The organism is Flavobacterium sp. AJR (assembly GCF_002156885.1).
GTDB lineage: Bacteria > Bacteroidota > Bacteroidia > Flavobacteriales > Flavobacteriaceae > Flavobacterium.
Window position 1 is genome coordinate 68,597 of sequence record NZ_NCWQ01000015.1, and the last position, 14,111, is coordinate 82,707.

A 14,111-nucleotide genomic window follows, 5' to 3' on the forward strand; every position below is an offset into this window, starting at 1 on the left:
GTCAATAAGGGATTATAACATACACAAAAAGGATTGTTTTTATTTAGACTCAATACAGATATTAAATATAAACGTATCTTTGTAACCAACATAGTAAGAATTAGAATGCAACTTAAAACCACGATAAAAGATATAGATTACAAGCTCTGTGACCAGACTTTTTTTGAAGAAAAAGATCACGCTTACGAAATTATTGAAGATATTATTACATTCAGTGATTCCAAATATGGCAGCATAAAAGATAGCCAAACTTTAGCAGGATCGTTTTTTATAAACTTTATCGAGGTAGATTTATTACAGCCCATAAAAATTGAATATTACACAGACGAACCTGTGATGCAAATGTTCTTTTTTATGAAAGGGTGTACTAACATGATGCATCACCAAATACATTACTTACCCGCAGGTACAAAACTGGCTAAACTTCCCGCTACACCTACAGCAATAGAATACCTCTCGATATTAATACCGCAAGATACCTACAACACACTAGTAGATTCTTTAGATCTGGATTTTCAATTCATCACAACATATTCTAATGAAAATCCAGCCAAGCAAGTAAACTATAGTGAAATTATGACACCCGAAATTTTGGCTGTAGTAAGAGATATTAGCACTTGCGAAAGAACAGGTCATTTTCGCAGAATGTATATGGAAACAAAAGTATCTGAATTATTATTATTACAAGTAGAGCAATTAACTCAAGCGCAAAAGGTTTTACATTCAATTCCGAAAATTGATGTCGAAAGAATGCACCATGCCAGAGAAATAGTTACTCAAAACATTATGGCACCCTGCTCATTAATAGATCTTGCCCGAAAAGTAGGAACTAATGAATTTAAGCTAAAAAAATACTTTAAAGAAATATTTGGTACAACCGTTTTTGGTTATCTAAACGAACTAAAAATGACTGAAGCCAAACAAAAATTACTAAAAAGCGAATTAAACATATACCAAATAGCAGAATCATTAGGTTATAAATCTCCTAATCATTTTAGTACAGCATTCCGTAAATACTTTGGGTATCCACCTAGTCAAATCAAGAATCAAAATAATTGCATAGGTTCAGGACTTATGAAAATAAAAGAAGTGGTAATTAGTATGTTCTGCCCTTTTGTAACAGAATTATCGGCACTAGACCTATTAATTATCTAGATTTATTATTACCCTGATTATTTTTGTAAGGAGCTAATCCAGCTATCCACTCTATCTTTTCTTTGTTAAAGAAACAAAGAAAAGGATGCCGTTACTATCTGGGCTAAAAAACAATAAACTCAAAAAACATTCAAAAAAAGCGCAAAGTCATAGACAATGCGCTTTTTTAAAACCTACTCACGTAGTACGAGTTGATTTGTGTTTACTTAATAATCTTTTTTACAACCACTCCGTTATCAGTATAAATACGCAACAAGTAAACACCTTTACTTAAAAAAGAAACATCAAGAGGCATTTCCTCTGGTACAACTCTCTTTACTAAAGAACCATTTATAGCGTAAAATTCGACTGCTAATATCGTATTTCCATCAGCAGTAATCGTAAGGATATCTTCCGTAATTGGCACAGGATATAGTCTAACATCGCTTGCTACCAACTGTTTATTTAATTCCTCGATAACAACTTTGTTCTCAGATAAATTCACATCCGAGGATTTCATTACATTCTCATCTACATCTACAGTACTATCTTCATCATTCTTTTTAGTTTCAGAACTTACAGTATCATTGTCATAAACAGCAGTAATAACAACATTTGCTGCTTTAGCAGGAATTACTCCAGAATAAGTAACACCAAATTCTTGACTACTTACATTATCTATTTTAATATCCCAATATCTAAAAGTATGACCTGCTTTAGGTTTAACTTCCAAAGAATAAGAAAGACTTTGTAAATATTTCCCTTTAAAATTATTCAACAATTTAATAGTATTTAACAACACATCCCCTTTAGAAAAATCATTATTTACATTCAATGCCATCTCATTACCGCTCAAACCAAAAGAAGATTTTACGTGTTTAGTAGCATAGGGTTGTCTTTTAATCCAATAATCTTTCATTGATTGGATATTTTTTTTCCAAGTTGCTAAAGTTGGAACCGAAGAATGAACATCATGTGTATAGCCTATTTCATTTTCAATCTTTTTTGCAAGACTATCAGTAATAGGTGTTGTTCTGGTAGGATCAAATGTTTGATAAGCATGAACAATATACTGACCAGCAAATTTTTGCTTAAACGTTGCATTTTTACAAAGACTATAAAAAACATATCCCATCGAGCTTGTAGAACTCTTTTGTGTACGGTTTATGTTATTATCCGCAGATGAATAAACTATTAAAGCCAAATCAGCATCATGCAATATATAACGCCATTTTGTTTTATTAGTATAAGGTCTCCATGCTTTAATGTTATTATCAGGTTGATCACGATTGTTAATATAAGTTTGTACTAAAAAATAATTTAGTACTTCAGGCTCATCAATATACTTCTCTACATATTTAAGATAATTAGCTTCAGTTTTAAGGTCATTTGCTTTAAGATAACTTACCATTTCATTCCACTGATTCATATTCCCTTGAGAAGCACGAATAGTAGAATAATCGTTATGTTTACCTAACAAATCGTATTCGTTAGTCTCCAAACCATAATTAGATTCCAGATAATCCTTTTGAGTTCTTTCTCTAATATTCATCAAGCCATTATAATTACCATTAATATATACAACAGCAGGTTCATAAGCTCTACGGTCTATATCCATTTGGTCCTTTATCAAAACATGTACTAATGCATCCTGCAGCATCGTTTTTTTACCATCCTGTCCCGAAGTTCTTAATGTAACCGACTTTCTTTTTTGACCTTTCTTCTCATTAAAAAAATCATATTTCATTCGGTTATTTCCCTGAAACCTTTTGTCTGCTATAATATTAAATTGTTTATGCTCTTTTGCACGCTGGCTAGCTGCAAATATCTCAACATTCATTTGATAGTTAAAATTAGACGTCCCATTTTGAGTTGGAAAAAATTCAACATTAGAAGGTCTTTTCATAACCTTATTATTATAGTTTCTCCATATTCCCAGCGTTCCATCATTTCGATATTTTTCATTCATAGAAACCGAAAAAACAGGCAAATCAATATTTCGTTTATTTAGCAAATAAGATTGAGTAACAACAGTACTTGGTAAATAACCAGGTGCATAAACTTTTGCTCTAATAACAGCATTAGTAACAGAGATTGCGCCATTATAAAGCAACGCTTTTCCAGTAAGCATTTTAGATGCATCAGTTACCTGAGTTGTTGCATCAAAAGGTTCGTCACCATTTAATGTATAATAAATTAAAGCTGCAGGAGTTTTACTGGTTAACGTGATTTGTTTCGTCCCACTAATAAATCCACCCGCTTCACTAAACAAAGGTTGTTCAGCCTGTTTACTTGCAGGAAAACCTTTAGCATTAGTTGTTTTAGGAGTAGGATAACTCATAAGACTCCATTCACTACCACCATCAGTAGTTCTGCCATACGATATATTACCATTATTTAAAGGAGGATAAGTTATTTTATCTACAAGATTTTTACTGGCATCAAACATATAGATAGTTCCACCTTTAGGCTCCAACCTAAAACTTGCATTTGTGCTTGTATTAGTTTCATCAAAATAAACTAGCAAATATCCTACTTTAGAAATACTAGCCTTAGAGCTTGTAATTTGCCATTTAGTAGGCAAATTGATATCATCAGAAAAATAATAATTTCGAAAGCTAACTGTAGTATTCGCTGGATTATATAATTCTATCCAATCCGAAAAGTTGTATTGTGTAGGATCATAACTCATGGTATTACTCGCCATGACCTCATTTATTTTAATCTGTGCAGTTGTAGAAATTGATACTAAAACTATCAATAAAAAAAAACGCTTAAAAATTTGGTGTAAAGTTCTATTCATAAAGGTTTATTTAAGTTAAAAAATTTAACTCCAAAAATGCCTTTATTTTTTTTCCTCTTTAACTATAAAAAGTTTTATAATTAATAAATTAGGACAATTATTTAATCATAAGTATTCTAAAATTTCACAAGCAGTTTTGCCTGTTAACTCGCCACCAATTTGAACTCGTACCCCTTATAAAATCAGGATTTCAAACCCTTTTCTTCGAGAATAAATTCTCAACCACCCAAGCTGGACCAATCATTAAAAACTGAAGATCTTTTAAGAAAGAAGGCTTTTTACCCTCTATATTGTGTCCATAAAACTGCCCAATCCACGCAATAACGAAAACACCAATAGAAAATATCCATAACGGAAAAACTTGTCCGATATAATAATTTACAACCAGACAAATAGCCGAGAAAATTGCAATCTTAAAAGCCATTCCAACCGACAATCTAATATAGAAAACGAGTACAAAAAGTAACACAACCACAGCCCAATTTTCGATTATTGGGGCATTCAACTTTAGAGTGCGAGCAATTAAACCACTCGGAATACTCATTAATAAACCTACAATCGAAAAGAAAATTGCAGGAACACATACATAATGTATCGCTTTATTCTTTGGGTTTTGGTGACTTACTGCATATTCATCAAACCATTGTTCTAACGTTCTCATATTTCAGGATTTAGGTATACGTAAATCTAATAAAATTTATGAAAGATACAAAAAAGGTTTTTTAAAGAAGGTACTAAGGTTCTAAGAGGCAAAGGTTTTTTTGAGAAAGGTTTTGAGGTGCTAAGGCTTTTAGTTTGCGGATAAAATGATTATGATACTATCACCCTATAAAAGTTCTTAAACTCATACAAGATAACTACCGCATTTCTTTATTCTTTAAAAAAGTGTTTATACCTTAAACAATCCTTTTTTAAATAAATATTTTTATCAGAAAGAAAACTTGTAAAACAATACTTGTTGCATAAAAAGTCAAATTTCGCAACACCTATTAACTCTTTCTTGTTGTAAAAAATCAAAATATCTTGATAACAGTTTAAACATCTATAGTCAGGGAAATATTTTCCAGGATTTTTATCTGTCAGAAAATCTTTTATATTGGCCTCAAAATCGTTACTTATTTCTCTTTTTAAAAATCCATACTGAGCTAATTTTGTATAATTGAATTTATTTTTTTCCTGCACAAAATCAGAATAATAAATATCAAACCTATCTGTATTATCTGGTGGACCAGCCAATTTATAAAAGCTACTGTGATAATACTCTACCTCATCAAATATTAATACATTATTTTTATCTTTTTGACAACTCAAAAAAAATACACCTGCTAACATTAATAGAATCTTTTTTGTCATGATTGATTTCATATTTATCATTCCTTTTTTTTCACAATTATTTACTCATTTTTAAATATTAGTACCAAATTGTTCCTCAAACTATGTCGAGTTACTTATGTATCACAATCATTTTACTCGCAAACTAAGCAACCTTTGAACCTTTTAAAAAAAACCTTAGCGCCTTTCCTAAAAAACTCCATCCCACAATTCATCAATCTTAATGAGCGCTTTATCAAGCGAGATAACTTCCCATTTTCCATTTGTTTCTATACCAAGACCAATGTTTTTTAATTTCAACAAAGCGTCATTTACATCAAAATCTAAATCTGTATTTAGCTTTGTCATAAACCAAGATTCAATTTGATAATCGAGTTCATCTGCAGTTAAAGGATTCTTACTTCTTTCTAAAAATGCATAAGCCAAGATAGTTTCCTTAAGTACTTCCTCCTCTGATGAGTTTAATAAAGAGTAAAAAGCACCGCTATTATTTCCTAGATTCTTAAAGTAAAGACTATCAGAAAGCATCTTAGAATATTTTATCTTCTTATTCACAAAATTGCTATACTGTCTAAATAAATATGCAGATAAAATTCCTAATGCAATTAAGCCCTGATTTAGCGAAGCTTTACTATTTAGCAAATCAAGAGTTTCTCCCGATTTGTATGCAGCATACATACGAATCAATGCCGGAATTACGGTAGTACTTAATAACGAAACTCCACCAAAAATACCAGGAACCCACAACAATAGTTTGTCTGTAGTGGACATCTTGGGGATTGCATTTGGGAATATCGTTTCGAGGTCATTTTTAGGAACGCGCTTAAAGATTTTTAAAACCACAGAACCAGGCTCAATAGGCATTTTTCCTAATTTTACTTTTTTCTCTCTAAGATAATTGGCATCATTATAATTAAGATAAATCATGACACGATCATAATATTCTATCTCAATTTCTTTCTTCCAGAAAATAAATTTAGTGACCTTTTCTTTTGCCTTATGATTGCCTCTAACATATAATTCGTAATCTTTAAAAGCATTAAAATCTATTGCTAAATTTAGACCTATTAAATCTGAATCTTTAAATGCCTTGTCTAACGTTTCCTTGTCAATGCGACTATAATTACCATGTTCCAAAACTGTAACAAGCGTTTCTTTAAAAACAGAAAAGTCACTCTTGCCTATAAAACTTTCACGTTCTTTCGGGCTTAAATCAGGATCGAATAGAGCATAATTTTGTTTTAAATTTCGGTTAAGATTAAAAGCTTCATAATGATAATAGTGCTCTATAATATCGAATAATTTTATAAAATCATCGACCTTTTTTTGGTCTTCACTAAAAGTTGCAATTTGTTGTTCGAGTAAGAACTCCTTGTTAAAGGGAATATAATGTTCTCGGTTCATATAAAATTTGGGGGCTTATTTTAAAGGTTCAAAGGTACAAAGGTTTTTAGTTTCTGAGGTACAAAGGTGCTAAGAAACAAAGATGCAAAGGTCCTAAGAAACAGAGGAACAAAGACTGCCTAGTTTGCGGATAAAGTATAATGCTAGAGAGCTTTCTCTACACAAACTAAATAGCCTTTGAGCCTTTCTAAATTAAAAAAAACTCTGAGAGTAACTTTAGAAGCTACTTATACAGATTCTAAGACTATTTCTTTTAGAAACAAATATAATAACTAAAAAAAAACTTTTTTATTCATAAACGAAGCTTCCTTTGTCCCTTTGCATTTTAGCACCTTAGTACCTTTCCTAAAAAAAACTTTGTTCCTTTGCTACTCTGCTCCTTTGACCCTTTCTAAATTAAAAAAACCTCTGAGAGTAACTTGAGAAGCTACTTATACAGATTCTAAGACTATTTCTTTTAGAAACAAATATAATAACTAAAAAAAACTATTTTATTCATAAACGAAGCTGCCTTTGTCCCTTTGCATCTTAGCACCTTAGTGTCTTTCCTAAAAAACCTTTGTTCCTTTGTTTCTCTGCTCCTTTGAACCTTTCTAAATTAAAAAAACACCTAATGTAGCATGAGCCATTTCTATTAGCCTACCTTACACAAAAAAATGGCAATAGAACATAAAGTTCGGCTCGTAGAAGCATTGTTTGACCGCCTTGAAATTGAAATTACTGCTTTTCAATCTGAAACACATATATTTTGTAACGCTGGTTGTGGAAAATGTTGTTCTAAACCTAATATAGAAGCTTCACCTCTAGAATTTTTGCCCTGGGCATTTCATTTGTTTTTGAATGGTATGGCTGAAGAAACTTTAGCAGAATTAAATAATACATCCAACAAAAATTGCCATTTATACCGCCCTCTCTCTGTTCTGGAACATCATAAAGGAAAATGTAGCAATTATCGTTATAGAGGACTTATATGTCGTCTATTTGGTTATGCCGCAAATACCGATAAATACGGAAAACTGCGATTGGCAACCTGCAAAATCATAAAAGAAGAACAACAAGATAACTTTAATACAGCCGAAGAATTGATTAATAAAGGACAGTACGTGCCTATTTTTACTGATTATTATATGCAATTAGCACAAATAGACCTCAAAATGGGAATTACATTGCTCCCAATAAATGAAGCTTTAAAAATGGCCATCGAAGAAGTCTTGCATTATTATGCCTACAGACCATTTCCTGGTGGATTAGAGAATATTGCTTAGTTTTTTTTAGGTACAGAGGTTCTGAGGGACTAAGGTTCAAAGATTCAGAGATACAAATCTTCTTTTAAAAGATTAAACCTTAGTTTTATCTCTTACTAACATATTATGGTCTTGCTTTTTGAAAAATTCTATATACTTCTAGCTAATAGAAAAACAATCAATGAAAAGACTAGAGATCTTTTTAATTAGTTTATCATAAAAAAAAGCACAAAATCAGAGACTTTTGCACTTTTTCATGATAGATACTTCCAGAAGGAATATTCTTTTAAGCTTTTTTTCTCATCAAGTAATGATACACATTCTGTCCTCCAACTGTCACAACATTTGACGCTACAAATTCATACCCGTTTGAAGACATATAATTTAAAGCATCTATCATCGAATTGAATACTAAACCTTCTCCATTTTCATCTTTTAAAAGTGTTGCATCTGTATTACTTGCAAAATATTTAGTTTTTTGCCCAATGTCAATTGTTATAGTAAGTTTTGAAGACATCATTTTAGAAGTCCCCAAAATTTGCAAATATTGTACATCCAAATCTTTAATAGGAATTCCGTTTATAGTTTGCCCAAAACTTACAAACCCAAATAGCAATGCGAAACTCAATAATGTTTTTTTCATTTTCTTAATTATAATTAATATTCTAATCTTATAAAATCAAATGTAGGATTTATTATAACTTTAAGTTCTTAATACATTTAATTATTTATACTCAAGCCAACTCACACATAAGAATTTTAAATAATGTGTTTACTTCTTTAATTTCAATAAATTCATCTTTAATTGATTTAAAACTTATAATGATTTATTAATAAGTTTAATTAATTCTTGAATTTTATTCTATTATCAAGAACATATATATATTCTTTACTAATTGTTTTTTTCAAATTTTTCCATAGACTTTATTATACCTCTTCAATTGGTACTCTCTCCCCTTTTCCTAAAAAAATTAAACTACTCTTCCATAAACACTAACTTTTATATTTGGTATTATTTTCAAAATTATTCCTTTGCCTAAACTTATACTAAAGCTTGACTTCTTAACAATTTTTCCATCTGCTTCGTAAAATATCTTAAAAGATGGAGAATATGCTATCTTTCCATTGTCATGATAAGCTGTTCCCAATGAAGAATATGCAATCTTTCCATTATCGTGATACGCTGTTCCCAATGAAGAATATGCAATCTTTCCATTATCGTGATACGCTGTTCCTAATGAAGAATATGCAATCTTTCCATTATCGTGATACGCTGTTCCTAATGAAGAATATGCAATCTTTCCATTATCGTGATATGCGCTTCCTAAATTATTCCATTTTATTTTTCCATTAGAATGGTAAGTTGTTGCCATAATTATATTTTTATTAGATTGTTTTAATTCAAAACAAATATCATCACTAGATAATCCCCTTCCTTACGGAAAACCGCAATCGAGTTAAAAAATTTATTTCCAACAAGGATACCAATAAATAAAAGTAAAGCCCCCAGTATAAATACCCATTTTGTTAAACTGGTAAATCCTGAAAATTCATTTCTACTGTAAACCAATTATTTGCAATTATTTTATTTATTATTTTTTCGTAAATTTGGAATAATCCCTTTATCGGAAGTTAATACTTCCTAAGAATCCTAGATTTTTAAAGTTGATTTCTTCAAAAATAAATAGCGTTCCTATTTTATTCTAATTAAAAAATAAAACTATGCGAGTACCTGTCATCCGAAAAAATATACGATTTATCCCAGATTCCAAAAGAGTTGTTGCCCGATATTTTATGAATGGTGATGAACGGACAATCCAAATGGTTGCGCGCATAATGACACTCGATGAAAAACAAGTCGTAGAAACCTTAGAACATACACTTCGTGAATTTGCAAGACGTCACCGAAATATTTCAAGCATCTTTCTTAAACATTCCGGAAAAATAAGAGGTATAATCGAAGGGATGAAAATAGACTATGAAGCCATGTCTCTCGACCGAAAAATGCTTATAGGTTCTTACTGCACGATGGAATATGCTATTGAATCGGCTGCTATTTTCAACCCATCTATTGTTGAAGATTTAGATCAATCGGATCTTCAAATAGGCGAAAAACGAGTTATTATTTCATTCCGTGCCACAGGCGAAGGACATATTTCGTCAATTGTTTTTAGGAGAGGAATTCTCGATAAAGACAACAACCTCCAAGTAATGAAAATTGGGCATAATATCGATAAAGCCGAGATTGAGCACAAAAGTCTATACAATAAAGAACGATTCCTCTTAAAATTGTCCGAAATGCATACGCATGACAAATACATAGCGCAAATCATGCAGGATTTACCAAATGAATTTGAGTATGCAGTATTAAAAAGTATGGTAAATATCGCATTAAGCGATCCATCAATTCGTCAGGAAAGGAGAACAGCGCTCGAAGAAATAATTTGGTTAGCCGATTCTTTTTATGATTTACAATTCAAACATGACTCCGATATTACCGAACGGGTTATATTCCCAATATCTGACTCTGAAAGCAAAGGAATCGAAGATGCTCGTTTTGTTCGTTTTGTCGATGATGATGGCTCCAATCGGGTTATGGCAACATATACAGCTTATAATGGGCATACCATACTCCCAAAACTTATTTCTACCGAAGACTTTTATACCTTCAGGGTAATGCCACTGCATGGCGCAGGTGCGCAAAATAAAAACCTGGCGTTATTTCCCCGAAAAATAAAAGGCAAATATGCCATGCTTTCCCGTATCGATGGCGTAAACAATTACATCATGTATTCCGACAGAGCCACACAATGGAACAATCCTATCCTACTCCAAGAACCACGTTATACTTGGGAATTTACACAAATAGGAAACTGCGGATCTCCACTCTGGACTCAAGAAGGCTGGCTCGTAATAACCCACGGCGTAGGCGCTATGCGACGCTATTGCATAGGCGCATCACTATTTGACCTTGATGACCCTTCCAAAGAAATCGGAAGACTTAAAGAACCACTACTTTCGCCACTCGAAGATGAGCGAGAAGGTTATGTACCCAATGTTGTATATTCCTGTGGAGCAATCATCCACAACAACAGCTTAATATTGCCCTATGCCGTATCCGATTATTCATCGACATACGCTATAGTCGATATGGTAGAATTAATAACTGCTTTAAAAGACAGTAAATAATAATCTGAATTTGGAACAGCACGATTATCCTCAGTCTTGTCTCCCTGAGGAACGAAGGGTCTCCACTAGTCGCTCGACAAACATTATGGAGTTTCTTGTGGAGATTGCTTCGCCAGTTCGCTATCGCTCGTGTCTTCCTGCGTCGAAAAGACAAGATTGAGGGAATAAAAAAATAAGTTTTAACTTACTTAAACTTAAAAACATTAATTTCGTTTAATGCATCTAAATGAAGGATACCACACTTATTATATCTACATAATTACAAACAAAGCAAAAACTGTTTTGTATACTGGAGTCACAAATAATTTAAAAATTAGATTAGGACAACATAAAGAAAATATTTTAGTGGGTAATAAAACTTTTGCTTCTAAATATGATGTCCATTTTTTACTTTATTTTGAGAAATTTACTTGGATTCAGGAAGCAATTGCAAGAGAAAAAGAAATAAAAGGATGGAAAAGAGATAAAAAAATACAACTTATAAAATCAATAAATCCTGATTTGAATTTCTTAGATTACTTATTTGAATAGTTTTAAATCCATAAGATTGTCAATTATACAATTATGCAAAACAACCACAAACTTGTCTCCCTGACGAAGGGTCTCCGCTAGTAGTTCGACAAAGATTACGGAATTTCTTGTGGAGATTCTTCCTTCGTCAGAAAGACAAGATTGAGATAAAACAAGATTGTCGACACCGCAATTACACAAAGAAACTCCACAATCTTGTCTCCCTGAGGAACGAAGGGTCTCCGCTAGTAGCTCGACAAAGATTACAGAATCTCTTGTGGAGATTATTGTCCTAAAACCTCGGGATAAGAAAGACAAGATTGGGGATAAAACAAAAAAATTACTTCAAAAAATAATCGGCATCGATTAATCGGTTGCCAGTATCGTCATAAACGGCATAATTAAAACCGCCCTGAATACAATACGAGCCATATTCTCCCGCTTTATTCAAAGCAATAAAACCTACCTGAATATCTTTTAAATCTTTGTTTCTGTTCTTGGTTAGTTTTACGATTCTTGCTACGGCTTCTTCGCAGGCTTTTTGAGGTGATTTTCCTTGACGCATTAATTCAACAACAAGGTGACAACCCGAAATCCTTATTACTTCTTCACCATGACCTGTTGCTGTAGCGGCTCCAATTTCGTTATCAACATATAAACCCGCTCCTATAATTGGTGAATCTCCTAAGCGTCCATGCATTTTAAAAGCCATTCCGCTTGTAGTACACGCACCCGAAAGATTTCCGTTGGCATCCAGAGCAATCATCCCGATTGTATCGTGATTTTCGATATTGGCAATTGGTTTGTATTTACTGTCTTTCAGCCATTCTTTCCATTCTTTTTCGGACTCTTCTGTTAGCAGATTTTCTTTTTTAAAACCTTGTGTTAATGCAAATTGCAAAGCTCCATCACCAACCAACATTACGTGTGGTGTTTTTTCCATCACGGCTCTTGCAACAGATATAGGATGTTTTATAAACTCTAAACAACCAACTGAACCTATGTTGGCATTTTCATCCATAATACAAGCATCTAGTGTTACACGACCATCTCTATCAGGGCGTCCGCCATAACCTACGCTTCGCTCTTTGGGGTCGCCTTCGGGAATTTTAACTCCTGCTTCGACAGCATCCAGAGCGCTTCCTTTGCTTTTTAAAACTTCCCAAGCAGCTTCGTTTGCAGGAATTCCAAACTTCCAAGTAGAAAGTACAATTGGTTTCTTTACTTTCTTAGATACCAATATCTTTTCTTCTTCTTGGTCTGTATTAAAAGATTGCAATGCTACAGCAACTGAAGCTATTGCTGCTGTTTTTATAAAATTTCTACGATTTGAGTTTGTCATATTAAATATTTTTAAACCATATAAGTTATATAAGATCATTTAAGTGGGCTGTTTATAGCAACTCAAAATTAAATCATATAAGTAATTTTTAGAACATTTACAGTTATTTATAGCTACTAAAAAATTAAAACCAAGTTATCAAAAATTCTTTTACATGAACTTATATAACTTATATGGTTTAACTTATTAAGCTTTATAAAGCAAACTTGTCGCTCCTAATAAAGCTGCAATTTCATTATCTGTAGAAATAGAAACATCGACTTTACTTCCTGCTCCTTTTATTTTTTTAATGAAAGTAGGCAAGAAAAACTCACTTGCATTTGCAATTTTTCCACCAATAATAAAACTATCAGCAGAGAATTTTTCTAACCACGGAATAACAATCGCAGCTAAATCCTCTCCCATTTCTTCGAATACTTTTATCGCCATTTCATCTTCGGCTTTAGCCAAATTAAAAAGCTCTAATCCGTTGTTGAGTTTTTTTCCGCTTAAAGCGAAATAACCAGCTATAAGTCCTCGTGCCGAAACATAATCTTCTGCTATTCCATCTTTATATGGTTGGTCATATATTTCGCCATCTTTAGGAACTAAATTCCCTGTACAAATCGATTCTCCTTTGTCTATAAAACAAGCTCCAAGTCCTGTACCAAGCGTGATTGCCATTACTTTTTTAGAAAGATTATCTGAATCTTTAAAAACTTCGCCTTTACCAAAACATACCGCATCATTTTCAAAAAGAATCGGAAAATCTGTCGAAAGATTTAATTTATCCTGAAATAAATCACGAACGTTTAATCCGTAAAAATGCTCGTATTTAGATTGTCCTTTTATCCAACAAACTCCATTAATATAATCAAACGGACCTGGCATACAAATGGCTAATCCTGTCGGTTTTTCTACTTTAGAATTTTCTATAGAAGTTCTAATTGCTTTTTCCCAAATAGTCATCACTTCTTCTACCGGCAAATTAGAGTCAAATGATTCTTTATGCAGCGAAAAATCAATCACTTTCATGCTTACTATATCTATAATTGCTGCGGTAATATGTGTGCCCCCAATGTCTAATCCAACGGCATATTCTTTATTCATTCTTCTTCTTTTTTGGAATTGAACCATTAAGAGATTAAGATTTTTTTACCATTAAGAGATTAAG

12 protein-coding genes are annotated in these 14,111 nt (G+C 32.3%); 4 read left to right on the forward strand and 8 right to left on the reverse strand.

The window, feature by feature from the left end:
• Positions 1 to 105: 105 nt before the first annotated feature.
• Positions 106 to 1,155 carry a helix-turn-helix transcriptional regulator gene (locus B8T70_RS05635; RefSeq protein ID WP_086894203.1) on the forward strand — a complete coding sequence of 350 codons (1,050 nt, stop codon included), beginning with the start codon at positions 106 to 108 and terminating at the stop codon, positions 1,153 to 1,155.
• A gap of 202 nt (positions 1,156 to 1,357) precedes the next feature.
• Here the strand turns inward: B8T70_RS05635 and B8T70_RS05640 are convergent, their stop codons facing one another.
• The 4 genes from B8T70_RS05640 to B8T70_RS05655 all read right to left on the reverse strand — a co-directional run bounded on the left by B8T70_RS05640 (position 1,358) and on the right by B8T70_RS05655 (position 6,673).
• Positions 1,358 to 3,937, reverse strand: coding sequence for a CotH kinase family protein (locus B8T70_RS05640; protein WP_086894204.1), 2,580 nt, complete (start codon positions 3,935 to 3,937; stop codon positions 1,358 to 1,360).
• A gap of 190 nt (positions 3,938 to 4,127) precedes the next feature.
• Positions 4,128 to 4,598 (reverse strand): DUF962 domain-containing protein, encoded by a 471-nt coding sequence (locus tag B8T70_RS05645; RefSeq protein ID WP_086894205.1) that lies wholly within the window; start codon positions 4,596 to 4,598, stop codon positions 4,128 to 4,130.
• Positions 4,599 to 4,807: 209 nt separating this feature from the next.
• Complete coding sequence (locus B8T70_RS05650) at positions 4,808 to 5,290, reverse strand: hypothetical protein (protein ID WP_123912076.1); 483 nt, start codon at positions 5,288 to 5,290, stop codon at positions 4,808 to 4,810.
• A gap of 168 nt (positions 5,291 to 5,458) precedes the next feature.
• The gene (locus B8T70_RS05655; protein ID WP_086894207.1) at positions 5,459 to 6,673 is read right to left on the reverse strand and encodes a TMEM143 family protein; all 1,215 of its coding nucleotides are present in this window, start codon (positions 6,671 to 6,673) and stop codon (positions 5,459 to 5,461) included.
• Positions 6,674 to 7,329: 656 nt separating this feature from the next.
• Here B8T70_RS05655 and B8T70_RS05660 point away from each other — a divergent pair.
• The gene (locus B8T70_RS05660; RefSeq protein ID WP_086894208.1) at positions 7,330 to 7,938 is read left to right on the forward strand and encodes a YkgJ family cysteine cluster protein; all 609 of its coding nucleotides are present in this window, start codon (positions 7,330 to 7,332) and stop codon (positions 7,936 to 7,938) included.
• Between the two features lie 265 nt (positions 7,939 to 8,203).
• Here B8T70_RS05660 and B8T70_RS05665 read toward each other — a convergent pair whose 3' ends face one another.
• Entirely contained in the window at positions 8,204 to 8,560 is a 357-nt protein-coding gene (locus B8T70_RS05665) for a hypothetical protein (protein ID WP_086894209.1), read from the reverse strand.
• 328 nt (positions 8,561 to 8,888) lie between these two features.
• Complete coding sequence (locus tag B8T70_RS05670; RefSeq protein WP_086894210.1) at positions 8,889 to 9,290, reverse strand: hypothetical protein; 402 nt, start codon at positions 9,288 to 9,290, stop codon at positions 8,889 to 8,891.
• 349 nt (positions 9,291 to 9,639) lie between these two features.
• Between B8T70_RS05670 and B8T70_RS05675 the strand changes: the two genes are divergently transcribed.
• Positions 9,640 to 11,106: a glycoside hydrolase family 130 protein gene (locus B8T70_RS05675; protein WP_086894211.1), complete on the forward strand. Its 1,467-nt coding sequence runs from the start codon at positions 9,640 to 9,642 to the stop codon at positions 11,104 to 11,106.
• A gap of 216 nt (positions 11,107 to 11,322) precedes the next feature.
• A complete protein-coding gene (locus B8T70_RS05680; protein ID WP_086894212.1) occupies positions 11,323 to 11,637 on the forward strand; it encodes a GIY-YIG nuclease family protein in 315 nt (104 codons plus the stop codon).
• Between the two features lie 319 nt (positions 11,638 to 11,956).
• Here the strand turns inward: B8T70_RS05680 and B8T70_RS05685 are convergent, their stop codons facing one another.
• Together B8T70_RS05685 and B8T70_RS05690 are read right to left on the reverse strand one after the other, a co-directional pair.
• Complete coding sequence (locus B8T70_RS05685) at positions 11,957 to 12,958, reverse strand: isoaspartyl peptidase/L-asparaginase family protein (RefSeq protein WP_086894217.1); 1,002 nt, start codon at positions 12,956 to 12,958, stop codon at positions 11,957 to 11,959.
• A 186-nt stretch (positions 12,959 to 13,144) separates the two neighbouring features.
• Positions 13,145 to 14,047, reverse strand: coding sequence for an ROK family protein (locus B8T70_RS05690; RefSeq protein ID WP_242667429.1), 903 nt, complete (start codon positions 14,045 to 14,047; stop codon positions 13,145 to 13,147).
• Positions 14,048 to 14,111 lie beyond the last annotated feature (64 nt).

Coding starts and splice junctions, on each gene's coding strand:
- B8T70_RS05635 (WP_086894203.1), top strand. CDS start 106: ATGCAACTTAAAACCACGATAAAAGATATAGATTACAAGCTCTGTGAC.
- B8T70_RS05640 (WP_086894204.1), bottom strand. CDS start 3,937: ATGAATAGAACTTTACACCAAATTTTTAAGCGTTTTTTTTTATTGATA.
- B8T70_RS05645 (WP_086894205.1), bottom strand. CDS start 4,598: ATGAGAACGTTAGAACAATGGTTTGATGAATATGCAGTAAGTCACCAA.
- B8T70_RS05650 (WP_123912076.1), bottom strand. CDS start 5,290: ATGACAAAAAAGATTCTATTAATGTTAGCAGGTGTATTTTTTTTGAGT.
- B8T70_RS05655 (WP_086894207.1), bottom strand. CDS start 6,673: ATGAACCGAGAACATTATATTCCCTTTAACAAGGAGTTCTTACTCGAA.
- B8T70_RS05660 (WP_086894208.1), top strand. CDS start 7,330: ATGGCAATAGAACATAAAGTTCGGCTCGTAGAAGCATTGTTTGACCGC.
- B8T70_RS05665 (WP_086894209.1), bottom strand. CDS start 8,560: ATGAAAAAAACATTATTGAGTTTCGCATTGCTATTTGGGTTTGTAAGT.
- B8T70_RS05670 (WP_086894210.1), bottom strand. CDS start 9,290: ATGGCAACAACTTACCATTCTAATGGAAAAATAAAATGGAATAATTTA.
- B8T70_RS05675 (WP_086894211.1), top strand. CDS start 9,640: ATGCGAGTACCTGTCATCCGAAAAAATATACGATTTATCCCAGATTCC.
- B8T70_RS05680 (WP_086894212.1), top strand. CDS start 11,323: ATGCATCTAAATGAAGGATACCACACTTATTATATCTACATAATTACA.
- B8T70_RS05685 (WP_086894217.1), bottom strand. CDS start 12,958: ATGACAAACTCAAATCGTAGAAATTTTATAAAAACAGCAGCAATAGCT.
- B8T70_RS05690 (WP_242667429.1), bottom strand. CDS start 14,047: ATGAATAAAGAATATGCCGTTGGATTAGACATTGGGGGCACACATATT.